Annotated in this window: 20 protein-coding genes, 1 pseudogene and 1 riboswitch; of the genes and pseudogenes, 10 read left to right on the forward strand and 11 right to left on the reverse strand. The window is 49.0% G+C overall.

Going from position 1 to position 23,449, the window contains the following annotated elements; genetic code table 11:
- Nucleotides 1-50: 50 nt before the first annotated feature.
- The gene (locus G7035_RS12470) at nucleotides 51-1,574 is read right to left on the reverse strand and encodes a DHA2 family efflux MFS transporter permease subunit (RefSeq protein ID WP_019688622.1); all 1,524 of its coding nucleotides are present in this window, start codon (nucleotides 1,572-1,574) and stop codon (nucleotides 51-53) included.
- A 9-nt stretch (nucleotides 1,575-1,583) separates the two neighbouring features.
- Complete coding sequence (locus G7035_RS12475; RefSeq protein ID WP_019688621.1) at nucleotides 1,584-2,219, reverse strand: HlyD family secretion protein; 636 nt, start codon at nucleotides 2,217-2,219, stop codon at nucleotides 1,584-1,586.
- Nucleotides 2,220-2,354: 135 nt separating this feature from the next.
- On the opposite strand from G7035_RS12475, the gene G7035_RS12480 reads away from it, so the two are divergent.
- A complete protein-coding gene (locus G7035_RS12480; RefSeq protein WP_019688620.1) occupies nucleotides 2,355-2,909 on the forward strand; it encodes an NAD(P)H-dependent oxidoreductase in 555 nt (184 codons plus the stop codon).
- Nucleotides 2,910-2,919: 10 nt separating this feature from the next.
- Nucleotides 2,920-3,381, forward strand: a complete 462-nt coding sequence (locus tag G7035_RS12485) for a hypothetical protein (protein ID WP_019688619.1) — start codon at nucleotides 2,920-2,922, stop codon at nucleotides 3,379-3,381.
- A gap of 81 nt (nucleotides 3,382-3,462) precedes the next feature.
- Here G7035_RS12485 and G7035_RS12490 read toward each other — a convergent pair whose 3' ends face one another.
- Complete coding sequence (locus tag G7035_RS12490) at nucleotides 3,463-4,194, reverse strand: ZIP family metal transporter (protein WP_013373094.1); 732 nt, start codon at nucleotides 4,192-4,194, stop codon at nucleotides 3,463-3,465.
- Nucleotides 4,195-4,475: 281 nt separating this feature from the next.
- Here G7035_RS12490 and trxB point away from each other — a divergent pair, with 281 nt between their 5' ends.
- Together trxB and G7035_RS12500 are read left to right on the forward strand one after the other, a co-directional pair.
- A complete protein-coding gene (trxB, locus tag G7035_RS12495) occupies nucleotides 4,476-5,417 on the forward strand; it encodes a thioredoxin-disulfide reductase (protein ID WP_016820315.1) in 942 nt (313 codons plus the stop codon).
- A 55-nt stretch (nucleotides 5,418-5,472) separates the two neighbouring features.
- The gene (locus G7035_RS12500) at nucleotides 5,473-5,703 is read left to right on the forward strand and encodes a glutaredoxin family protein (protein WP_013373091.1); all 231 of its coding nucleotides are present in this window, start codon (nucleotides 5,473-5,475) and stop codon (nucleotides 5,701-5,703) included.
- Between the two features lie 99 nt (nucleotides 5,704-5,802).
- On the opposite strand, the gene G7035_RS12505 is transcribed toward G7035_RS12500, so the two are convergent.
- Nucleotides 5,803-6,972 (reverse strand): ROK family transcriptional regulator, encoded by a 1,170-nt coding sequence (locus G7035_RS12505; RefSeq protein WP_019688618.1) that lies wholly within the window; start codon nucleotides 6,970-6,972, stop codon nucleotides 5,803-5,805.
- 135 nt (nucleotides 6,973-7,107) lie between these two features.
- On the opposite strand from G7035_RS12505, the gene xylA reads away from it, so the two are divergent.
- Both xylA and xylB read left to right on the forward strand, forming a co-directional pair.
- A complete protein-coding gene (gene xylA, locus G7035_RS12510; protein WP_016820313.1) occupies nucleotides 7,108-8,424 on the forward strand; it encodes a xylose isomerase in 1,317 nt (438 codons plus the stop codon).
- A 56-nt stretch (nucleotides 8,425-8,480) separates the two neighbouring features.
- Nucleotides 8,481-10,004: a xylulokinase gene (gene xylB / locus G7035_RS12515; RefSeq protein WP_019688617.1), complete on the forward strand. Its 1,524-nt coding sequence runs from the start codon at nucleotides 8,481-8,483 to the stop codon at nucleotides 10,002-10,004.
- Between the two features lie 85 nt (nucleotides 10,005-10,089).
- Here xylB and G7035_RS12520 read toward each other — a convergent pair whose 3' ends face one another.
- From G7035_RS12520 to G7035_RS12530, 3 genes and pseudogenes are all read right to left on the reverse strand, one after another.
- A complete protein-coding gene (locus G7035_RS12520) occupies nucleotides 10,090-10,266 on the reverse strand; it encodes a FeoB-associated Cys-rich membrane protein (RefSeq protein WP_019688616.1) in 177 nt (58 codons plus the stop codon).
- Between the two features lie 36 nt (nucleotides 10,267-10,302).
- Nucleotides 10,303-12,311, reverse strand: a pseudogene (feoB, locus tag G7035_RS12525) (ferrous iron transport protein B).
- Nucleotides 12,302-12,547, reverse strand: coding sequence for a FeoA family protein (locus G7035_RS12530; protein WP_016820309.1), 246 nt, complete (start codon nucleotides 12,545-12,547; stop codon nucleotides 12,302-12,304). Before G7035_RS12530 ends, feoB begins: the two are co-directional and overlap by 10 nt.
- Nucleotides 12,548-12,827: 280 nt before the next feature.
- Here G7035_RS12530 and G7035_RS12535 point away from each other — a divergent pair, with 280 nt between their 5' ends.
- Together G7035_RS12535 and G7035_RS12540 are read left to right on the forward strand one after the other, a co-directional pair.
- Nucleotides 12,828-13,955 carry a transglutaminase domain-containing protein gene (locus G7035_RS12535; protein ID WP_019688614.1) on the forward strand — a complete coding sequence of 376 codons (1,128 nt, stop codon included), beginning with the start codon at nucleotides 12,828-12,830 and terminating at the stop codon, nucleotides 13,953-13,955.
- 48 nt (nucleotides 13,956-14,003) lie between these two features.
- A complete protein-coding gene (locus G7035_RS12540) occupies nucleotides 14,004-15,380 on the forward strand; it encodes an MFS transporter (protein WP_019688613.1) in 1,377 nt (458 codons plus the stop codon).
- Nucleotides 15,381-15,502: 122 nt separating this feature from the next.
- Here the strand turns inward: G7035_RS12540 and G7035_RS12545 are convergent, their stop codons facing one another.
- From G7035_RS12545 to G7035_RS12560, 4 genes are all read right to left on the reverse strand, one after another.
- Nucleotides 15,503-16,969: an amino acid permease gene (locus G7035_RS12545; protein ID WP_019688612.1), complete on the reverse strand. Its 1,467-nt coding sequence runs from the start codon at nucleotides 16,967-16,969 to the stop codon at nucleotides 15,503-15,505.
- Nucleotides 16,970-17,103: 134 nt separating this feature from the next.
- A riboswitch (Lysine riboswitch) is annotated at nucleotides 17,104-17,306 on the reverse strand.
- A 121-nt stretch (nucleotides 17,307-17,427) separates the two neighbouring features.
- Nucleotides 17,428-18,561: a virulence factor gene (locus tag G7035_RS12550; RefSeq protein ID WP_016820305.1), complete on the reverse strand. Its 1,134-nt coding sequence runs from the start codon at nucleotides 18,559-18,561 to the stop codon at nucleotides 17,428-17,430.
- Nucleotides 18,562-18,838: 277 nt separating this feature from the next.
- On the reverse strand, nucleotides 18,839-20,071 hold the full coding sequence (locus G7035_RS12555; protein WP_019688611.1) for an MFS transporter: 1,233 nt from the start codon (nucleotides 20,069-20,071) through the stop codon (nucleotides 18,839-18,841).
- A gap of 89 nt (nucleotides 20,072-20,160) precedes the next feature.
- On the reverse strand, nucleotides 20,161-20,715 hold the full coding sequence (locus tag G7035_RS12560) for a MarR family winged helix-turn-helix transcriptional regulator (RefSeq protein ID WP_019688610.1): 555 nt from the start codon (nucleotides 20,713-20,715) through the stop codon (nucleotides 20,161-20,163).
- Nucleotides 20,716-21,074: 359 nt separating this feature from the next.
- Here G7035_RS12560 and G7035_RS12565 point away from each other — a divergent pair, with 359 nt between their 5' ends.
- On the forward strand, nucleotides 21,075-22,421 hold the full coding sequence (locus G7035_RS12565; RefSeq protein WP_019688609.1) for a cytochrome ubiquinol oxidase subunit I: 1,347 nt from the start codon (nucleotides 21,075-21,077) through the stop codon (nucleotides 22,419-22,421).
- On the forward strand, nucleotides 22,418-23,449 hold the full coding sequence (locus G7035_RS12570) for a cytochrome d ubiquinol oxidase subunit II (protein WP_019688608.1): 1,032 nt from the start codon (nucleotides 22,418-22,420) through the stop codon (nucleotides 23,447-23,449). The genes G7035_RS12565 and G7035_RS12570 overlap by 4 nt, the downstream gene beginning before the upstream one ends.

A 23,449-nucleotide genomic window follows, 5' to 3' on the forward strand; every position in this document is an offset into this window, starting at 1 on the left:
GTATGCAAGGCAAAGTTTATCTCATACTTCTAATCGCGACTGCTGTACGCCTATCTACGACGCGGTGTAGACCGCCGCAAGAACAGGGAAAACAGTAATCCCGCCAGTGCAATTCCGGTTGCAATGATGAAGGCATCATTAATACCATGGATCGTCGATTCTGTAACAGCCCTTCCGTATACCTGTTGTATCGCGAGTGCAGAGCCGCTTTCCGCAGAAATACCCGCTGTTTGTGCGAGGGTTTGTCCCAGTTGTGATACGCCTTCCGTTACAGAGGCATTGGCTGTGGTAGCGACATTCGCATAATCTGCCATATGAACCGTAGTCCGGCTGCTCATTACAGTAATGAGCCAAGCGGTACCGATAGATCCGGCGATTTGCCGTACTGTATTGGACATGGCAGTACCATGGCTGCCGAGATGTGGAGGCAACTGGTTAAGCCCTTCCGTCTGGACGGACATCATCAGCAGTGACATCCCGAAGCTGCGAATCGTATAGATGATCATAATATGTCCGTAGGTGGTGGCATCGGTCAGCAGACTGAATTCCCATGTCGTGACTGCCGTAATGATCAGCCCGATGATCGCCAACGGCCTCGCGCCAATACGATCGAATACTGCCCCTGATATCGGTGACATCACACCCATCAGCAGCGCACCCGGTAACAGCAGCAGACCCGATTGCAGCGGCGTAAAACCGCGTATATTTTGCAAATAGATCGGTAGCAACAGCATCCCGCCGAACATGGTCATATTGACCGTAGCCCCAACCAGCGTAGATACCGTAAAAATATCGTATTTAAATACGCGGAATTCCAGCATAGGCTCCAACATGTTCAGCTCACGCACGACAAAAAACACAATAAACACGATCCCGAAAGCGAGCGAGAGTATAACTGTATTGCTGTTCCAGCCCTTGTCTCCAGCTGAACTAAAGCCATACAACAGAAGGCCAAAACCAAGGGTGGAAAAAATGGTTCCCAACAGGTCAAAATGCGGTTTTGTCAGCTTGGACACATTTTTGAGCCAGCGCACAGCAAACAGAATATCAATGATCGCCAGCGGAATTACTAACAAAAATAGCAGCCGCCAACTGTAGTGCTCCACAATCCAGCCAGATAAAGTGGGTCCTACCGCCGGAGCAAACATCATGGCGATCCCCATGGTTCCCATAGCAGCCCCCCGTTTTTCGGGAGGAAATACAGTCAGGAACACGTTCATCACCACAGGCATGATGATGCCCGCACCGCTGGCTTGAATCACGCGTCCAACCAGCATAGGCGCGAAGCCGGTGCTGGCAGCGCAGACGACAGACCCGGCAGTAAATAACCCCATCGCGGATATGAACAGGGCACGTGTCCCGAATGACTCAATGAGAAAAGCGGTGATTGGAATCAAAATCCCGTTGGTCAACATATATCCGGTGGATAGCCATTGAACGGTTGTGGCAGACACATTGAAATCATTCATCAAGTGCGGAATCGCCACGTTCAGCAACGTTTGATTCAAAATCGAAATGAAGGCGCCTAGCAGCAGCACGGACAGAATGCGTCCGACGGACATTTTTTGATCCATGACAGCCTCCTACTTGTGAACTCTGATCGTCGCACTCATTCCCGGGATAATTCCCAGCCCCTTGTAACCTTGAATGGAAATGGTAACAGGCACGACCTGCGTCACCTTGGTATAGTTGGCAGTGGTATTGGAGGTGGGCAGCAGTGAAAAGGTGGATGCGGTTGCCAGACCGATCTTTTCGAGTTTACCGGTCAGGGATGTATCTGGGTAAGCATCAATATACACATCTACGGTCTGGCCTACTTGGAGATCCTGCACGGCCGTTTCGTCTATATTGGCAGTAATCCAAAGATTGTTCAGATCAAATGCTTTCGCTAAAGGTGTACCCGCCCCGACTATCGAGTTGTTGACAGCCGTTTGCTGCACAACGGTACCATCAGTTGGAATCGTAACGCTAATTCGGCTTCCGCCTCCTTCAACACTGCCCAGCGTGCTGCCAGCGGTGTACGTCTTACCAACTTCAGCATTCCAACCTGTGAGCTTGCCCGCGCTTGGAGAGGCAACGGTAACCGCTTGTCCGCTCACTTGGGCATTATCGGTTTTTATGTAGTTGGCGGACTGATTGTAGTAATAGGCGGCGGCTCCACCTCCTGCCAGAATAATGATGATTACCAGCAGGTTAACTAATATGGCGCGCGAATTCATATTGTGCATGCCTCCCTAGTATTTTTGGATGTTCAAAGTATGCGTCAAACGATTCATAATATTCAGATGGGTTTTGGGAAAGGTTAAGAGCGTATGCCAAAAGGATGATCTTGCTGACAAAGGATGATGTGCATAATGACGACCAGAATTATGATTGTATATGACAGTGAAAATGGACATACCGAACGTCTTGCTCGCTCGATCGCAGAAGGGGCACGCCTGGATCACACAGAAGTGATGCTAAAACATGTGAATGAGGCCGATGTGAATGAGCTTGTAAGCGTAGATGCGATCATATGGGGGTGCCCGGGTCATTTTGGTACCATCAGTAGCGGTCTGAAGAGTTGGATTGATAGGCTGGGGTATCTGTGGGCGCAGGGCAAGCTAGTGGACAAAATCGGGGCTGTGTTTTGCACAACCGCTACCGTTCATGGTGGATTAGAATCAACGCTGTTGAATTTGATTACTCCTATGCTTCATCAAGGTATGATTATTGTAGGCCTACCCGCTAGCATCACGGAAAATGCGCTCTACGGCTCCTATTACGGTGTAGGGGTGACATGTCCGGTGGAGACAGACCCCGATGGACCGCCCAACCTTCCAACGGGCGATGATCTTGCGTTAGGTCGCTCTTTGGGCAAACGGGTCGCTGAGATGGCGGGACGGTACCGTAACGCCGAAAGAGAATAGGAGGCCGCCGATGACCATTGCTTTTATTGTAGTAGCTGTGGTTGCCTTTATCTTTTTGCTGGTATTTAATACGAAGATGACGCGCAAGTCCTCGGCCAAGAATCGCCCCAACCAAGAGGAATCCCGTCAAAGAAGCAAACGTCCATATCCTGTGCAGGTGGAACCCAAGGCGCATGAATTGACGGAGCATACGGGAGAGATCCAGCCTAAGAATTCGAGCGTTGAAGAACATCGTGCAGAGGGGCAGCACAAATTGCCTGATATCCAAACGGATATAAAGGTGGAGAAAGATCGCGAGAATACAGAAGGTGCCTACGGGGACCAGGATTATCGTGCGGCTTTGCGTGGTTTTGCTGAAAAGGACGAAGAAAAGGATGGACATTCCCGACTCTCTAATGGAGAGAAGGAGAATTCCAAAAGTGAGGACGAGCAGTATCGTGAAGCACTGCGTTCCATGAACCGAAAAAAATGAGATCCCTTCATTTGAACATGACAAAAAGGCTGCTTTACTGTCTGGAATACAGGCAGAAGACAGCCTTTTTGTGTTGCACGGCTATAGCCATTCGGTTAGCCCGATCATCGTAATCAAGCCAAGAATAAAGGAAAATGTGGCGATTCGCTGGTTACCATCCCCGTGACTTTCGGGAATCAGTTCCTTGTAGACGATAAACATCATAGCCCCGGCAGCAAAAGCAAGACCGTACGGCACCAGTCCGTTCACCCAGCTGCTCAAGTAAAAGCCGATCAGACTGGTGATGATTTCCACAGCCCCGGTTAGGGTAGCAATGCCCAATGCCTTGAAACGCCCAATGTTTTGATTCACCAGGAATAACGCTACAATAAAGCCTTCAGGGGCATTTTGCAGACCGATAGAGAAGGCAATGAGATTGCCTAGATTCTGAGTCTCACTCGCGTAGCTGACCCCAACAGAGAGCCCTTCCGGCAAGTTGTGCAACGTAATAGCTGCGATGATGAGAAAAGATTTGGACTCCAATTGAAAAGTTTTGGAATCCGGGTCCTCCAAATCGGCATGGGGGATATACATTTCCATCACCAGTAATACGAGGCAACCGAGCAAAATCCCCGCAGTCAGCACGAACCAATTGGAATGCTGTATCGCTTCTGGAATCAGGTTATACACCGATGCAGAGGTCATAATTCCTGCGGCATAAGCCAGTAGAACATCACGAAGCCGGTGCGTGATATTACGCATAAACAGAATAGGCACGGCGCCAAGTCCAGTGGACAAGGCAGAAATTAAGCTACCTACGAAAACGTCATTCATAATCGGGATAATCCCTCCATACCTCATTTATCTTTAAGCTTCGCTTCATGAAAACTTCATTTGACTGTTTACAGCTCTTTCCGCATAATGAAATTAGGATTTAGAATCAGTCTAAGTCATAAAAAGCTATAAAACAAGTGATTCGTTTTTACAACATCCGGGTGTCCACTTTTTGGGATGAGCTTCTGCCAGCAGTACTTTTAGAGTATATGCAGCAGCCCAGCGCCCGGTACCGAAAACTCGCTATATAATACTTATGATATTTTAGGAGGAACCAAGATATGTACAAGTCCATTATTATAGGTACCGGCCCTGCCGGTTTGACCGCCGCTATTTACCTCGCACGTGCTAATATGAACCCGCTGGTGATCGAAGGACCGCAGCCAGGCGGACAATTAACCACGACTACAGAAGTTGAGAATTTTCCAGGCTTTCCTGAAGGAATCATGGGACCCGATTTGATGGATAATATGCGTAAGCAAGCGGAGCGTTTTGGCGCTGAATTCCGCACAGGCTGGGTGAACAAGGTAGACACAACTGCTCGTCCATTTACACTGGATGTAGAAGGTTTGGGTGAACTGGTTACTGATACGCTGATTATTTCCACAGGGGCGACTGCTAAATACCTGGGGATTCCCGGTGAACAGGATAACATCGGACGCGGCGTGAGCACTTGCGCTACCTGTGACGGGTTCTTCTTCCGTGGCAAAGAAATCGTTGTTATCGGTGGTGGGGACTCTGCACTGGAAGAAGCTAATTTCCTGACTCGTTTTGCCTCCAAAGTAACGTTGGTACATCGTCGTGAAGAATTGAGAGCTTCTAAAATTATGCAGGATCGTGCTCGTGCGAACAGCAAAATTGAATGGGCGCTCAATCGTACTCCTGTAGAAGTAGTTGCAGACGAAAACGGAGTAACTGGCTTGAAAGTGCTGAACAATGCAACAGGTGAAGAGGAAATCATTACAGTGAGCGGCGTATTCGTGGCGATTGGACATCATCCGAATACAGGCTTCCTTGAGGGACAAATTACAACGGATGCGAACGGTTATATCGTCGTTAATCCGGGTACTTCCGAAACAAACGTGCCTGGCGTATTCGCTTGTGGCGACGTACAGGATACACGCTACAGACAAGCGATTACCGCAGCAGGTAGTGGTTGTATGGCTGCTATGGACAGCGAGAAATACATTGAAAGTCTGGAGCACAGTGCACTGGCCCTGTAATACTTGCAAGTGTGTATAAATATGATGTAACAAAATAAATGATGAGGTGATATTCATGGAAAAAGCAATAGTTTACACATCTACAAACTGCCCCCATTGTCGTCAAGTAAAAAGCTACCTGGCTGAAAAAGGCGTCGAATACGAAGAGCGCAACATTGAAACGAATGAAGCTTTTGCTCAAGAGGTGTGGGATATGGGCATTCGTGCCGTTCCATTGACTCTGATTGGGGAAGAACGTATTTCCGGTATGAACAAAACCAAGTTTGAAAAAGTGTTGAACGCTTAATCCAGCCTAACAGCAGACGACGGTTCTGTGATCGTCATATGGTTTAAACAAGGCCCTCGCCGCAGTTACATACTGCGACGGGGGCCTGTTTTTGGTCTTTTACAAAGATACACGTACACGCCCGAGAAAAGGAGCCGTTGCCGCATAGGCAGCACCTAGCATCGTCGAACGGCTGCCAAGCGTGGAGAAACGAATCTGTAATTGCCGACGGTGATAGGGCAGGGCCCGCTCTTCGATCACTGTACGCATACTTTGCTCCAACCAAGGTCTGGCTTCCGCAAGTGGACCGCCAATGATAAGCATGCCGGGGTTGAGGCTGTTCACAATATTGGTAATACCTACACCTAAATAGCGCCCGATTTCACCAAGGACGCTTAATGTACTCGCATCACCTTGCCGGGCAAACGGGAGTAATTCCGCTGTATGTGCAGGCAATTTCAATGCGGATGCTACATACGCTTTCTCCGATGCATACAGCTCCCAGCAGCCTCGGCTGCCGCAGGAGCAGAGGCGCCCGTTCCAGTCTATGGACATATGCCCACTCTCACCCGCGTATCCCCAAGCCCCTTGATACGGCTTGCCATCAATAATAATTCCGGCCCCGATCCCGGAGCCTGCACTGATGTAGACCAGATCCCGCACAAGCTGCCGATGATCGGCGTCCATACCATAGTACAATTCACCTTGTGCACCGACGTTGGCCTCATTATCCACCACTACGGGAAGACCCAGCTCTGTCTCAAGCTGTTGCCGCAGCGGAACCTCTTCCCAGCCCAGATTGGGTGCGAATAAAACATTTCCGGTTTCATCCACCATACCGGGTACCCCCAACCCAATGCCAACAATACCGTGAGGGGAGGGAGGAGTGACCTGCATGAGTTTCTGAACGAGCTTACGGATTTGTTCGATGACAAAGTCAGGATCATGCTGGGTTAGAGAAAGGGTAAGCTCTGTTTCAATGGTACCTGCCAGATCGGTCAGAGCACCCTTGATGTACTGTACGCTAACCTCGATACCGAGCACAAAGCCTGCACGGCTGTTGAACAGCAGCATTAAAGGTTTACGTCCACCGCTGGATTCTCCTAATCCTGTCTCATACACCAATCCATCGGTGATAAGTTCTGCAACCAGGTTGGACACGGTGGCCTTGTTTAATCCGGTTTGACTGGATAACTGTGCCCGCGATAGAGGGGCATGAAGGCGGATTCGCTCCAATACAATGGATTTATTCAGCTTTTTGACAAGCGCCTGATCGCCAGTAACATTCATGGTTATTTTCACTTCCTGTTGATGTAATTCCCGTTATTATATCATAAAAATAAACTTAGTTTAAGCAATAGACAAAGTTTCTTGGCTGTGCTAGAATCGTTTTTGTAAACGTTTACTACAAAGGAGGAACTTATAATGGCTTATTTCGAACAAGTATCTAAAATTAAATTCGAGGGCAAGCAATCCGATAATCCTTTTGCATTTAAATTTTATAATCCTCAGGAAATGGTAGCGGGAAAAACGATGGAGGAGCATCTGCGTTTTAGTATGGCTTATTGGCATACGCTAGTTGCAGGTGGCTCTGATCCTTTTGGAGTAGAGACTGCGGAACGTCCATGGTCCAAGTTTACTGGACTAGATTTGGCGAAGGCACGTGTGGAAGCTGCCTTTGAACTGCTGGATAAGCTGAATTTACCTTATTTCGCCTTCCATGATGTGGATATTGCACCTGAAGGCGCGTCACTGAAGGAATTTTACAGCAATCTGGATACCATCGTGGATCTGATTGAGGAGCACATGAAGGCTACGGGGAAAAAGCTGCTGTGGAACACGGCGAACATGTTTAGCCATCCACGTTATTTGCATGGAGCTGCGACAACTTGCAATGCAGATGTATACGCACACGCAGCTGCTCAAATTAAAAAAGGACTGGAAGTGGGCAAACGTCTGGGCGCAGATAACTATGTATTCTGGGGAGGCCGTGAAGGCTACGAAACACTGCTGAATACAGATTTGAAGTTGGAACAGGACAATCTGGGACGGATGTTCCATATGGCTGTGGACTACGCGCGTGAAATCGGTTTTGACGCTCAGTTCCTGATTGAGCCAAAACCGAAGGAGCCAACCAAGCATCAGTATGACTTTGATGCGGCGACGACGATTGCCTTCCTGCAAAAATATGATCTGGATCAGCATTTCAAGCTGAATCTGGAAGCTAACCATGCAACCTTGGCGGGTCATACTTTTGATCATGAAGTACGTGTAGCACGGGTTAACGGCATGTTGGGTTCCCTAGATGCCAACCAAGGCGATTTGCTGCTGGGCTGGGATACGGATGAATTCCCGGTTGATCTGTATGATGCCACACTAACTATGTATGAAGTGTTGCAAAATGAAGGTCTGGGCCGTGGCGGTATCAACTTTGATGCCAAGGTGCGCAGAGCATCGTTTGAGCCAGAAGACTTGTTCCTCGCTCACATCGCAGGTATGGATACGTATGCGAAAGGGTTGAAGGTAGCCGCCAAACTGATCGAGGATCGTGTGTTTGAGGACTTTATTGAGAAGCGGTACAGCAGCTTTAAGGAAGGCATTGGAGCAGATATTGTATCCGGAAAAGCAACGCTTGCTTCTCTGGCTGAATATGCTCTGGCGAACGAAACACCACGCAAAAACGTATCCGGTCGTCAGGAATATCTGAAAGCAACACTAAATCAATACATTTTGGCTGATTAATGCCAGAGCTTATATATGAAATAAGGATTTCACGATAAAGGGAAGGAGGAACTCCAATGCAGGAGAAGCTAAATCAGGAGCAGGAGCGTTATGTCATCGGCGTGGATTTGGGTACCAGCGCAGTTAAAACGGTGCTGGTCAACCGCAAGGGGCAAGTGGCTTATGAAACCTCACAGTCCTATCCTCTCCATCAGCCGAAAGCAGGGTATAGCGAACAGCATCCTGAGGACTGGGTCAGTGGCACGTTAGCATCACTGAAACAGCTTGTGGAGAAGGCCGGAATCGCCGGAACAGATGCTGTGGACGGCATTAGCTTTTCGGGGCAGATGCACGGGCTTGTGCTGACTGACAAGGAAGGCCAAGTGCTTCGTCCGGCTATTCTTTGGAATGACACGCGCACAACGGCACAATGCCGCCGTATTGAAGAACAGCTCGGGCCAGCGCTGCTAAGTATCGCGCGCAACCGCGCGCTGGAAGGCTTCACGCTGCCCAAGCTGCTGTGGGTGCAGGAGCATGAGCCAGACGTGCTGGCTCGTGCGGCCCATTTTATGCTGCCTAAAGATTATGTGCGCTACTATCTCACAGGAGAACTGGCGATGGAGTATTCGGATGCGGCGGGCACATTACTGCTGGATATCGCGAACAAGCAGTGGAGCGAAGAGATCGCTGCTGCGTTTAATCTGCCGTTGTCGCTGTTCCCGCCACTGGTGGAATCCTTTGACCAGACGGGTACACTATTACCGGAGATTGCGGAGCAGAGCGGGCTTTCGCCTGAGACCAAGGTCTATGCAGGTGGAGCAGACAACGCATGTGGCGCGATTGGCGCTGGCATTTTGAGCGAAGGCCGCACCTTGTGCAGCATCGGCACCTCAGGAGTTGTACTTTCCTATGAGGAACGCAAGGATATCGACGTTCAGGGGCGAGCCCATTTTTTTAATCATAGTGAGCAGGATGCTTATTATATCATGGGAGTTACACTCGCGGCTGGATACAGCTTGACCTGGTTTAAGGATACCTTTGCGCCAGAACATTCCTTTGACGCATTGTTGGAAGATGTGAACTCGGTCGAGCCGGGCAGCCGCGGGCTGCTGTTCACGCCTTATATCGTAGGCGAACGTACGCCTCATCCGGATGCAACTATTCGAGGCAGCTTTATCGGGATGGATGCAGGGCATAAGCTTGCGCATTTTACACGAGCGGTGCTGGAGGGAATTACGTTTTCGCTCAAGGAATCCATTGATATTCTTAGAGGCACGGGAAAAACGGTGAATGAAGTGATTTCCATCGGCGGCGGAGCGCGTAATGAGGCATGGCTGCAAATGCAGGCCGATATTTTTAACGCGGATATCGTCAAGCTGGAAAGTGAGCAGGGACCTGCCTTGGGAGCAGCTATGCTGGCTGCCTATGGTAGCGGGTGGTTTGAATCGCTGCAAGCGTGCGCTGAAGCTTTTCTGCGTGAAGCAGCAAGATATACGCCAAATCCGGGACGTGTGGCACAGTATGAAGGTTTATATGAGCTATACCGTGAAGTTTATCTACACACGCGGGAGCTAAGTGAGCAATTGGTGGTCTATCGGTAATACAGTGAACTTTAAACGTAAATGAGAAGCGGCTTCGGGTTAGGAATCCCCGAAGCCGCTTATTTCATGGATGATAAGTTTTGGATTAAACACTTTTCTTCATTTTTGCATGACCTTCATTCACCGAGCTCACGGCACAGCCCGGACATGACTTGCTTGATGAACAGCCGGCACAGGCGCCTTGGCTGCTTTTTCGCAAAAATCGTACCAACACCCACGCACTATAACCGAGGATCGCCAATAAAATAATTACATTGATCATGGAATCCACTTCCTTTTATATACTCTAGGGTCTGAATTAACCCCAACCTAATAATCTGCCGCACTGATAGATCAAGACGGCGATGATATATGCAACGGTCAAAGGATAGATCACAGAAAATGCAGTCCAGCGCCAAGAGAGTGTCTCTTTGCGAATAACCGCTACCGTGGCCAGACACGGCACATACAACAGAATGAACACCATGAAGCTAAATGAGGCAAGCGGTGTAAAAGCATGACTGACTTGCAGTTCCAATCCCTGCATATCGGGAACGTGGTAAATGATATTCATAGTCGATACGACTACCTCCTTGGCCATAAAACCTGTGAGCAGGGACGCGCCTGCTTGCCAGGTACCAAAACCAAGAGGGGCCAATAGAGGTGCAAACCATCCTCCAATTGTAGCGAGCAGGCTGTCATCCATTTCTACCCCGAAGCCCTGCGGACCGAAATTGGACAAGAGCCAGATGCCAACGGAGCCTGCAAGAATAATCGTTCCGGCTTTACGGACGAAGCCTTTGACCTTTTCCCATGTGCTGCGAAATAAGGTAAGAGCCTGCGGTACCCGATAGGGAGGGAGCTCCACGATGAAGAGGGAAGGCTCACCTGATAAAATAGATACTTTGGAAAAAATTTTGGCAAGTATTAGCGATACGGTGATCCCTAACACATACATCAGCATGATAATGCTTGCCGCATGTGACGGGAAAAACACACCTGCAAACAACGCATAGACTGGCAAGCGGGCCGAGCATGACATAAAGGGTACCAGCAACGTTGTAATGAGGCGTTCTCTTGGTTGTTCGATGGTGCGTGCCGCCATAATGGCCGGAACATTACAACCAAATCCAATAATGAAGGGAATGAAGCTTTTCCCGTTCAAGCCAACAGCCTGCATCAAGCGATCCATGAGTATCGTGACCCGTGCCATATACCCAGAGTCTTCAATCACCGAGATAATCAGAAATAAAATAGCAATTTGAGGCAGAAAAACTAGCACACCCCCGACCCCAGCCACGATGCCGTCCACGACTAGACTTTGTGTAAAAGCGGACGCGTTCAGGTGAACGAGTAATTCAGAAATCCAGCTGCTGAGTGTCCCTGAAAAAAATTCATCTAGCATATCTGAAAGAATGGTACCCGCCCAATCGAAGGTAAACTTGAAAGTAGCGTACATCAGCAGTAAAAAGATCGGTATCCCCAAGTACCGATGAGTTAGCAGTGCATCCAGCTTATCCGTCAGGCTGTGAGGTCTGAGTTTGGATGTATCAATTGCCTTGGTGCACAGATCAGCAATCCATGCTGTTCGTACAGAACGAATATGCTGAGCGGGGGGATGGCATACCCTTCCCTGAGAAGCTCTTCTTCGCAACGCTGGATGCGTGCCATTACTTGTTCACGCTGTGTCTCATTCGTCATCCATTCCATGACGACCGGATTGTTTTCCAGGCATTGTAATGCGGCCCAACGGAGCTGAGGCACAGATGTATTCGGCAGCAAGTTGCAAATATCCTTAATAGCAGCTTCGACGGCGGGGCCGTAATCCAGTTGAAAAGCATTGGATGTATGTCTGACCTCTCGAAGGGAAGCAAGCATTTGCTTACTTCCGCTACCTGTACGTGCCACCATAGGAATAATGGGAACGTTCAATTGATCAGCCAACAGTTCCTTGTTTACCCGAAGACCGGTGGCATCGGCTACATCAGTCATGTTTAAGCCGAGTACAAGCGGACGACCGTATTCCAATAGCTGTACAGTCAGATAAAGATTGCGCTGGAGCTGGGAGGCATCCACGATGTTAATCAGCGCCGCAGGCGGCTCCTCCAGCAAATAACGAGTAGCGACGCCTTCATCCAGCGACAGAGGGAGTAAAGAGTAGGCACCTGGCAAATCCACCAATACGGCAGACTTGTCACGCAGAATTCCTGTTTTCTTTTCCACGGTGACGCCGGACCAGTTGCCTACTTCTGCATACGTACGAGTCAGCTTGTTGAATAATGAGGTTTTCCCTGTATTGGGATTGCCAAAAAGAGCGATCATGTCCATGTCGGAACAACCTCCAGTTGTTTCACTTGATTTTGACGGAGGCCGACCAGCTGTCCGTTGCATTCAATAACAATAGGACCGCCCAATAGACTGATTTTTTTTAAGCGTATGATGGAGCCTTCGTTGATGCCCATGTCTGTTAAGCGTCGGCGCAATGAGGGGTGAAGAGGGGCAAGAGATTGCAAACGCACAGTTTGGCCTAATGGCGTACGAAGGAGCGAGATACATTCTGGCATGGTGCTCAGCCTTTCTGATCTAGAATGAGAATCAATATCATTTACTTCCGATGCCAGTACCATATCATGAGGAGTACTAGATTGCTGTGATAAAATTCTCTGCGAACGACATGTTTGCCTAAGGTCCCAACTGTTATATAGCAGAGCATGGTGTCACAACCTGCCTTTAAATGCACTCTTACTCGCCTGCAACCGACAAAACTAGAGCGTTTGGGGCAACTGTTTTTATGGTAAGATAGAGCTGTTTACAACTATGCTAAGAAGGGCAGGAACGCTCTGTATGAACAGAAAAATCGGGGTTAGGCTTGTAAAATGTCTGGTTGCAGGTGCGGCGCTGGCTGTGTTGCTGCCGCAGGCTGTAGAGTGGGGCAGCAATGTGTATGCGTCGTCGGTCAAGCCGACTTCCTCCGTATCCTCGCAGCAGCTTCAGAACAAGCTTTTACAGGCAATGGCTACGCGGAGTGAAACGCTGACCTTTACATATCAAGGGCGAGTGAACGGTCTCAAGCAGCAGCTACAGACAGCCATCCAACAGGCGATGGAGAGCGATCCGTATGTGAATTATACGATCAAAAGCTACGCATTCAGCTATACAGGCACAACCACCTCCGCCCAGGTTACGATTCGTTTAAGCTACCGGGAGACGAAGGAACAGACGGCATATGTGGATAGCACAGTTCAAGCTGTGTTGGGGGATATCATTACGAAGGGAATGACGGATCACGAAAAGGTGAAGGCCATTCATGATTGGATCGTCGTTCGCCTGAAGTATGATGAAGCACAGCAAAAGTACACAGCCTACGATGGCCTGAAAACGGGCAGCACAGTGTGTCAGGGTTATTCGCTGTTGGCCTATAAAATGCTCGAACGAGCAGGGATTACGAATCGGATTGTGGAGGGTAGAGCAGGGGGACAGCTGCATGCATGGAATCTTGTTTTATTAGATGGCCGATGGTATCACATGGATACGACATGGGATGACCCGACCCCCGATCGCGCGAACGAGGTAAGCACTTCATATTATCTGCTGACGGATTCAGAAATGCGGCGGGATCACTCATGGGTGAAACAATACCCTCAGGCGAATACATCGTATCGGGAAACCTTATCGGCATTGATAGCTACTGGAGGATCAAAGGCTACCGTGTATCAAAAACTGTACAATAACCTGGAATATCCATTGCAAGACGGCAAGGGGCTGGTCAAATCATCCGCCGATATCAAGGAGCAGGTTCATAAGGTGATAAATAAGGGAGGAACGTCACTTACCTTCGGCTATCAGGGGACGGAACGAAGTCTCAAGGAAGATTTGCAATCCTTATATCAACTTGGCTTGAAGTCCATTTCCTATCAGATTACGGATCTTGGAAGTACCGGCAATCTTCGTGTAACCCTAAAATGGGCCTGATGATTTTGCTGTAAAAAGCTACATTAACAAAGGAGTATTCTAATTTATATGCACAAGCGTTCCTTTACCTATTTGCTTGGCACGCAGACGCTGTCCAATGCGGCCGACATTCTTTATATTATGGCACTTGTGTCTCTGGTTTTTCATGAAACAGACTCGATCTTCTCTTCGGTGCTCGTTCCGTTGCTGCGAATGGGTGCACAGATGATCAGCGGCTTTTTGGCACCGCTCATTTTGGCCCGGTTCCAGCTTCCATTTATTTTATTCGTTTCCCAGTTCGGACAACTGGCCTTCTTCGCTGTACTGCTGGGCCACTTGTGGTCAGCGGGCACGGAGCCCGTATGGGTGATTGTGTTTGCGTTGGTGACAGCCATGTCCTTTCTGGACGGCTGGACTACACCTGCGCGCAATGCGCTGATTCCCCGCCTTGCTTCTGGGGAAGGGCTCATGCGGGCAAACAGTCTGGTATCGGTCAGCGATCAGACGGTGCAATTAGCGGGGTGGGGGCTTAGTGGTGTGCTCGTAGCTATGCTGGGCTCGGAAAAAACATTGCTGGTGGCTGGCGGTCTGTATATGATAGCGCTGATCTTCACCAGCTTGATTCGAGATCCCCTAGAACGCAAAGCCCATTATTTGCTTCAGCCTGGAACAAGGGTGCAAAATGGAGATGTCTCAGCTTATGAGGCTGTAACCGAGCCGGGACAAGGGCACCATGACTTGCCTCCCGCACAGTTGGAAGATAAGCTGTATGGTCCGGAATCAGAGAGTCTGTCGGTGCCTCCTAAACGTAAAAAGGAAATACTGCGAGAAGGTTGGAGTCTCATCGGAGCCAGTCGCAGACTGAAGGCTCTTATTTTTATGGATATGATTGACCTGCTGGGGGGATCGGTTTGGGTAGGCGCGTTCACGCTTGCCTTCGCTCAGCAGGTCTTGCACAAGAGCGAGGCATGGTGGGGATACATCAATGCCGCGTATTTTGCAGGGGCGATTGGCGGTGGCATCGTAGTCCTTGCCTGCGTCAAGCTGTTGCAGCGCAGACTGCTGCCCGCCATGCTAGCAGGAATGGCAGGCTATGGACTGCTGACAGCTTGGTACGCACTGAACACATTACCGCCACTAACGCTGCTTATCGTGCTGTTGATGGGGCTACCTGCGGAAATGTCGGTCGTCTCCCGCCGCACGATGATGCAAATGAGTGTGTCGGTACATGATTTGCCTAAGGTGCTGTCCGCCCAGGCTACGCTGACAAGCCTGACGTTTTGTATTTCGCTGCTTTTAATGGGCTGGATTGCAGATCATCTGGGTATCGTTAATTTGTACTTGTTTTCTGCGGTGTTGACGCTGATTGCTGTCATATACGGTATTTTTAGTCGTCGTGCCTTATCTATGACTTTATCAGCTGAAGTAGCTGCTTCTTCCAAATAAACAGAAAAAGCCCGTCTCCGGGCATATACAGGGGAACATGCGGATAACGGTCTTGGGACCAGGTGTATCGGCGTGTTTCCCTGATATGTGGAGACGGGCTTTTTATCACACACGGTATTCTATTATTTATCCGAAGGCGGATTTGAACTCAAATCACATTCTTTTAGCGGAACGATTTTAGTACGTTTGATCCATTTGTAGCCAAGCCACAGCAGAAGGAACAGTGGTACACTCATGTACGTAGCGATCATCGTTTTCCAGTCAATCTCCTGTCCGGTGAAGGCATCCGTCCCTTGCCCGATAATGACAATGATACATAGAGCAAAGGCGAACAACGGTCCAAACGGGAACCAGCGGGCTTTGTATGGAAGCTCACTCAGACTGTGACCCTGTGCAGTAAAGGCACGGCGGAAACGATAGTGGCTGACTGCAATCCCAACCCACGTAATAAATCCGCACATTCCCGAGGCATTGAGTAGCCAGTTATAGACTACACCGTCTCCATACAGGGAGGCGAGAAAAGCCAGCATACCAACAGCAGTCGTAATCAGAAGTGCATTCATAGGAATGCCGCGTCGATTGATACGCCCAAGGAAACGGGGGGCTTTACCTTCCCGCGCCAAAGCGTACAGTACCCGAGTCGCTGCATACATACCCGAGTTGCCTGCCGACAATACGGAAGTCAAAATAACGGCGTTCATGACTGAGGCAGCAATGGCAAGCCCCGCTTTTTCAAATACGAGCGTGAACGGACTGACTCCGATATCACTGATATCTCCTCGCAACAGATTCGGATTCGTATACGGAATGATCAAACCAATAACGAGAATCGCGAGAATATAAAAGAACAAGATACGCCAGAAGATTTGACGGATGGCACGTGGCACATTGTCACGCGGATTTTCGCTCTCGCCTGCGGCTACCCCAATCAGCTCGGTTCCCTGAAAGGAAAAGCCCGCAGCCATAAATACGCCCAATACAGCGAAGAATCCACCATGGAACGGGGCATCTCCTACCGTGAAGTTGGCAAATCCTACCGCAGGACCACCCATGATGCCGAAAATCATCAGCACCCCTACGGCCAAAAAGATGATTACAGTCACAATTTTAATCATCGCGAACCAGTATTCGGACTCACCGTAGCCTTTGACCGTCAACGCGTTCAGCAAGAAGATTATGGCCAAGAATAACAGACTCCACCAGGCAGAGTGACTTTCTGGAAACCAGTATTTGATGAGCACGGTCGCTGCTGCCAATTCGGCAGCAATCGTTACTGCCCAGTTGTACCAGAAGTTCCAGCCCATGGCAAAACCAAAAGCCGGATCGACGAAGCGACCTGCATAGGTATTAAAAGAGCCGGATTCAGGCATAAACGTAGCCAACTCACCGAGGCTGGTCATTAAGAAGTAGACCATAAGGCCAACTGCTGCATAAGCCAGCAGGGCACCGCCAGGTCCAGCTTCGGCGACCGCGCCTCCACTGGCGAGGAATAGCCCTGTTCCGATCGAGCCGCCGAGGGCGATCATCGTCATATGGCGGGCTTTGAGACTTTTACGCAAGGTTGCGTCAGATGTTGCTTTGTGTTGCACGTTCAAACACTCCTTCATGAAATTGTATTTCATGTCAGGGCAAGAGCCAGAAGGAGGGGGAGTATATAAATCAAAAGACCGCAGGGAATACGCCTGCGGTCTTGTCTATGCATTCCGCACCATACCTTCTTCTATAACAAGATAGCTCAACACACGTGTCTGTGTTAGGACATCGCGTGACAGTTCTGCTCCTTTCGGTTAGCAGCCCCAGCATACGGAGTATTTACAAAGAGTCAGCTCCGCATACTTCGGCGGGTGTACCTTTCTACTGGAATCTCAGACGGCTCTTGGCGTCTCCTCCAGTGTACTGATTACATCCGCGACCTCTACCTCATCATAAAACAGGTTGATGAGGTGTATGACATGATATTATATTGTATAGCGAACTACAGTATATCGTACCTGTACACCTTCTGACAATCGACAATTTTTTGAAAATCCACTTATCGATTCTTAAATCAGGAGTTCCGTTTGGCCATCTGCTGCCAAACCGTACCTGCGGCTTGCTCGCCTGATTCGATGCGCTCCAGCGCCATTTTAGCTTGTAGACTGACCTCGAATTCGGGGTCATCGACGGCCTTCTCCAGCGCATCACGCGCATCCTCGGTTCCAACCTCGTATAGAAAACGGGCTGCACGCCAGCGAACCAGCTTGCTGCTGTCCGATAGGGCTCCGATCATAGCACTGGTAGCGACGGGATCGCCAATGTCCGACAACGTGTCGCCAGCAGTGCGGCGTACTGCCGCTGAAGGATCGCGCAGCGCCTCGAACAGCAGTTCCATCGCCTCCGGTGTACGAATATCGCCCAGATAGACGACTCCCAGCCGCCGCAGCTGCATTTTGTCGTCATGCAGCGCTTGCCGGATCAGCGGCAAATGCTCGGGCGTCGGCTCCAGCCGATCCAGTGCAGCGTAGCGTGTGCGCCAGTCCTCGTGTTGCAGGGCCTGCTTCAGCTCGGCATCGCTCCACTCGCGGCGTTCCTCCACGAATTCGCTGTTGTCCGCGCCGTGGGCAATCGCCTGCTGGATAATTTGTTCCAGCCGATCCTGCGGAAAGGCTGCCTCCAATTCCTGCTCAACCTCGCGAGCAATATCCGGCAGTTCACCGTAGCGGACGCCGTAATCACTCAGCTTACGTTCTTTGATCAGCGTTGCACTCGCTACGCGGGTAACGGCTTGCACGAAGCGGTCGGACAAGGAAATTCGTTCCTCCTGCTGACCCGCTTTAACTCGAATTTGCATGGGAAGGCCGCGAAAAAATTGTACAAAAACCTGTGCTTCACCAAACGCTTCCCCAGAGGTTTCCTCTGGTAAATCCCAATTAGCGTCAGCACCTTCCTCGCCTAGCTGATCCCGGACCTGACCCAGAATAGTAGACCAATCGGCATTTCCTTTACGGTCAAGGGCTACAAAATCAGTCGTGTGAAACACGCTTTTGACCCCTTCAATGGCCAGCATACGCCGGATAAATGGGGGAGCCGAACGCTCATTGTCCCGTGTATATGTTCTGCGGATACCCGCTTCCAGCCGCTCATCCAGATGCAGCATCATGGTGTTCGGACTGGGAGTTGGCTCGATAGATGTTATCTTCATAGCTCGGTACAGCCTCCTGTTCAAAAGTTCTCCATATATCATATATAGCTTATCTGTATTGTACCTCATTCTGCGTAGGTCTCCAAAGAGGGGGTTTTCGTTTATAGAGAAAACACAATGACATATATCACATGATTTAGATGAGTATACCTGTTAAATAGGAGTATTTCATAGGTTTTATTCTAGAAATCCGGGGGCGGTGGCGGTGGGAAGTACCATCCGACTGCGCAGTGGCACTATAGGTAACTTTTAAGTTCGGTTTTAGTCTGATGTTGTATTATGCATCCCGCTTCAGTGGAACGTTTTGACGGCGGCGAATGAGCAGGGAGGCGATAAGTCCCACAGACAGAACAGCCGCCAGCAGCATAAATGTAGTCATCTGATTGCCGCCATTCCCCATCAAACGAATGGAAAGCATAGGGGCTATACTCGTACCGGCAAACAGGATGAAGGTATATAGTGAGACCGCTATAGCCCTTGCTGCCCCGCCGAGCTGACCAACTATTGTAATGAGTGAAGGGACACTTAGGGCAATGCCGCTGACAAAACATACACTTAATACCACGATAGCTATTAGAGAATGTGTCATTCCCATCAGCGCCAAACTAAGGATGGAAAGAAGAAGAGCTGTACGTAATACAAGGTGTACATCGAATTTCAGGGCCAATTTTCCGGCGAAGGGTGAGAGAAGCATGCCGATGATGCCAGCCGACCTGACATATAGCATCTGTCTACTATTGAGGCCAAATTCGGGATTGCCAAGGTAGCTTCCCAAAACCGTATACATGCTCACAAATGACATCAGAAGAACAAAAGCAATCGTGTAGCTTAACCATAAAGGATACGAACGCAGAACGGTCCCCAACTGACCGAAGGCTGCCCAAATGCGAACCCCTCGTTGCGGGGAGGGAGCTTTAGGCAGGAAAAAAAGAACGATCAGGAAGGTGATTGCGTACAAAACACCTAGCATTCCAAATACCATATTCCATCCGATTTGTTCGCTGATGATAATACTAAATACCTGTCCGGCAATACCTGCCACTAGAAAACCGGTGCTGATAAAGCCGATGGCTGTTACCCGTTTTTCGGTTGGAAACATATCTACGGCGTATGCGAGAGCAACGGGGGAAAAGGTGGCTGCCGCCAAGCCCTGAAGTAAGCGCAGTGCAACTAATACAGAATACTGACTGGTTAAACTGAGGGAGAACGAAAGGATCGTCAATGCGAGCAATCCAGCGACGATAATCTGCTTGCGTCCAAAGCGATCAGACAATCCTCCATAAATAAGACATCCCGCCGCAAAGCCTAAGGAAAAGATACTTCCCGGCAGAGCTGCTTCAGCTAGCGTTTTTCCAAATACTTTAGCAAAGAGAGGGACCAAAGGGATCGTCACATACAGGCTGGACATGACGACAACCGCTGACCAGCATAGGATTACGGTCATCCATGCATAAGGGAGAGCAACATTTTCCTTCTGGATAACGGTATCGTTTGTTCGTAGTTTACTCATCAATAGAACACTCCTTCATCATCAAATAAGTAATTTGAAATACAAACAATTAAATATATTAGATAACCTAATTATATGTTCAAAAAAAATTACCTGCCCACCCCCAGTTTGTTTTCCATATGATGATGGATTTTTTCTATAATCCGCGAAAAAATGATCTGTTCCTCGGGCTCCAAAATACTCGCTAGGGAAGCACAGGAAGACCAAAATACAGGGAGCACTTGCTGTACAAGGTGAGAACCCGCTTCTGTAATGCGTACATGAATTTTGCGCCGATCTGTAGAACTATGTTCTCTGATAATCCAGCCTCGTTGCTCTGTCCAATCCAGGAGGGATGTTACAGATGCACGTCGGATGCCTAGACGGTCAGCAATCATAGAGGGGCTCATCTGAGCCTGGGATTGGTGCAATGTCAATAGCAACAATAAATCTAGCTTACTCTCTGTCAGGCCGTAAGCAGCTAGATCCAAATCTACCGCGTCGAGCACATTATCACCTGTCCATAGCAAGAAGAGACCAATACGGGCAAGTCGCCGGTCTGTTTCTGCAAGGGCAGTTTGATCCATTAACTTTAGATAAGGTTCTGGGCCCAGACGAGGAAGAGATTGCTGGATGAAGTCCCGCTTACTTTGTTTTGGCGGCATAAGTTCACTCTTTTCATATAATTAGGTTATCTAACTATTTATCAATATAACGTATTGTCATGAATAAAACAATATCTAGAAAGAAATACTGCTACATTCAATACAGAAGCAGGGTTAAAAATCAGCTGAATGAACCAAACTGTAAATAGGTTACCAAAATGCCCCAAAAGATAAGTGAAGGAGGCGTTCCTATGTTCCGCAAGCAGGAAAGAACGCTCATTATTGTATGTATAGTAATTGCGGCCATTATGCTATATGCCGTAATTAAAAGCATAGCTCGCTTGACTCCCTAGTTGGTAATCATGAGTGAATTCGAAGTTTTCCCTATTAAAAATGTGAAATGAAGGAGTGAAACCCATTTGTCTTCACTGGACCCTGTATTGCTAAGCCGGATGCTGACCGGAATTACCCTGTTTGTTCATATCGTATTTGCATCCATCGGCGTTGGCGTACCCTTAATGATTGCACTTGCAGAATGGCGCGGGCTGCGAACTGGTGATTCGCATTATACACTGCTGGCACGGCGGTGGGCTCGGGGGTTTGTCATTACTGTCGCCGTGGGCGTCGTGACAGGCACCTCCATTGGTCTACAGCTCAGTTTGCTTTGGCCTACCTTTATGCGGGTGGCCGGACAAGCGATTGCGCTGCCCCTGTTTTTAGAGACGTTTGCTTTCTTTATCGAAGCAATATTCCTAGGCATCTATTTGTATACCTGGGATCGGTTTAAAAGTAAATATTTTCACTTGATGCTGCTCATCCCGGTAGCGATTGCCTCGTCTGCCTCAGCGGTTTTTATTACGACTGTGAACTCGTTCATGAACCAACCTCAAGGCTTTACACTCAAAAATGGAGTCATGACCAATATTCATCCCATCGAGGCTATGCTAAACCCGGCCACGCCGACCAAAGTGTCCCATGTACTGGCTTCCTCGTATACATTGAGCGCAGGGGTGCTGATGGGGCTGGCTGCTTACAGCATGCTGCGGGGGCGTAATCACCCTTATTTTAAAAAGGCGCTGAAGCTGACGGCCACCTGTACCATTGTATTTGCCATCAGCACAGTGCTGATTGGAGACGCATCCGGCAAATTTCTGGCCAAATATCAGCCGGAGAAGCTGGCTGCTGCCGAATGGCATTTTGATACGATGACACACGCCCCCTTTGTATATGGCGGCTTTATGGACGAAAACGGTGAAATCAAATATGCCCTGAAAGTGCCTTATGCACTTAGTATCCTGGCAGGTAATTTGCCTAGTACGGAGGTTAAGGGGTTAAATGACTATCCGGTGGAGGAGCGTCCGCCGCTGTCTATTCATTATATGTTTGACCTCAAGATCACCACAGGAGTGCTGATTCTCGTCATCCCACTGCTGTATCTGATCCGTAAGCGTTTGCCAGGTCGCAAACCCTACCCCAAATGGCTGCTGCTAGCGCTCATTCTGGTCGGACCGATGGCGATGGTAGCTATTGAGCTGGGCTGGATGTTTGCAGAGGTCGGCAGACAGCCGTGGATTTTACGCGGATATATGAAGGTGTCCGAAGCAGCAACCACTTCTACAAGTGTTGGGTGGATGCTAGTGTTGTTTGTTATTTTGTATCTGGTGTTGTGCTTCTCGGCCATCAAGGTACTCAGCAAGCTATTCCGTAATAAGGATGCCGTGGAAGAGATAAGACAGCTGGGCCTGGAAGGGGCTGAAGGCAAGTGAGCTATGAAATTGTAGGTATCGCTATATTGTGGACCTTCCTGTTTGGATATTTGCTTGTGGCGTCCATTGATTTTGGTGCAGGCTTTTTCAGCTTTTACAGCGTGCTGACAGGCCACCAGAATAAAATCCACAATATCATTCAACGATATCTGTCTCCGGTGTGGGAGGTAACGAACGTATTTCTCATCTTTTTTGTGGTGGGATTAAACGGGTTCTTCCCGGATGCGGCTTATTACTATGGTACGGCGTTACTCGTTCCCGGCAGTATTGCGATTGTGCTGCTCGCGATCCGGGGAGTATATTATGCTTACAATACCTATGGGCATTCGGGTAAAAATAATATCGTCTACATGGCATTGTACGGTGCGACTGGGCTGCTGATTCCCGCGGCACTGTCGACGGTCCTCGCTATTTCAGAAGGCGGCATTATTATAGAGAACAGCACAGGTGTTCATCTGCAATGGGGCCAGCTATTAAGCAACCCTTACACGTGGGCAGTTATTATTCTGGCGCTGGTGAGTGTATTGTATATATCGGCGATGTTTTTGTCCTTTTATGCCAAAAGGGCAGGGGACAAGGTCGCTTTTGAAATCGTACGAGGGTACGCGTTACTCTGGAGTGCTCCTACGATTTTAGCGAGTTTGTTCGCATTTTTCCAGATTAACAAACAAAATCCAGACCATTTTGCCAATATGCTTAGTATGGCCTGGATGTTTGTCGCATCCTTCATATGCTTTGTGGGAGCAGTGTATCTGGTCTGGCAGCGGCGGCATTTGGGTATCTCCTTCATCCTGGTGATGCTGCAATTTGCATTTGCCTGGTATGGCTATGGCCGCTCACATCTTCCGTATGTTCTGTATCCCTACATTAATGTATATAACAGCTTTACGAACTCTACGATGGCGTATGCATTGATTACGGCGTTTGTTGCGGGTCTGCTGGTGCTGGTTCCTTCGCTGATCCTGATATTGAGATTGTTTCTGTTCGATGCAAAGTATGTACGAGGACAAGCGGGAAAGAAGGGGTGA

It is taken from the genome of Paenibacillus polymyxa (assembly GCF_015710975.1).
Classification (GTDB): Bacteria; Bacillota; Bacilli; order Paenibacillales; family Paenibacillaceae; genus Paenibacillus; species Paenibacillus polymyxa.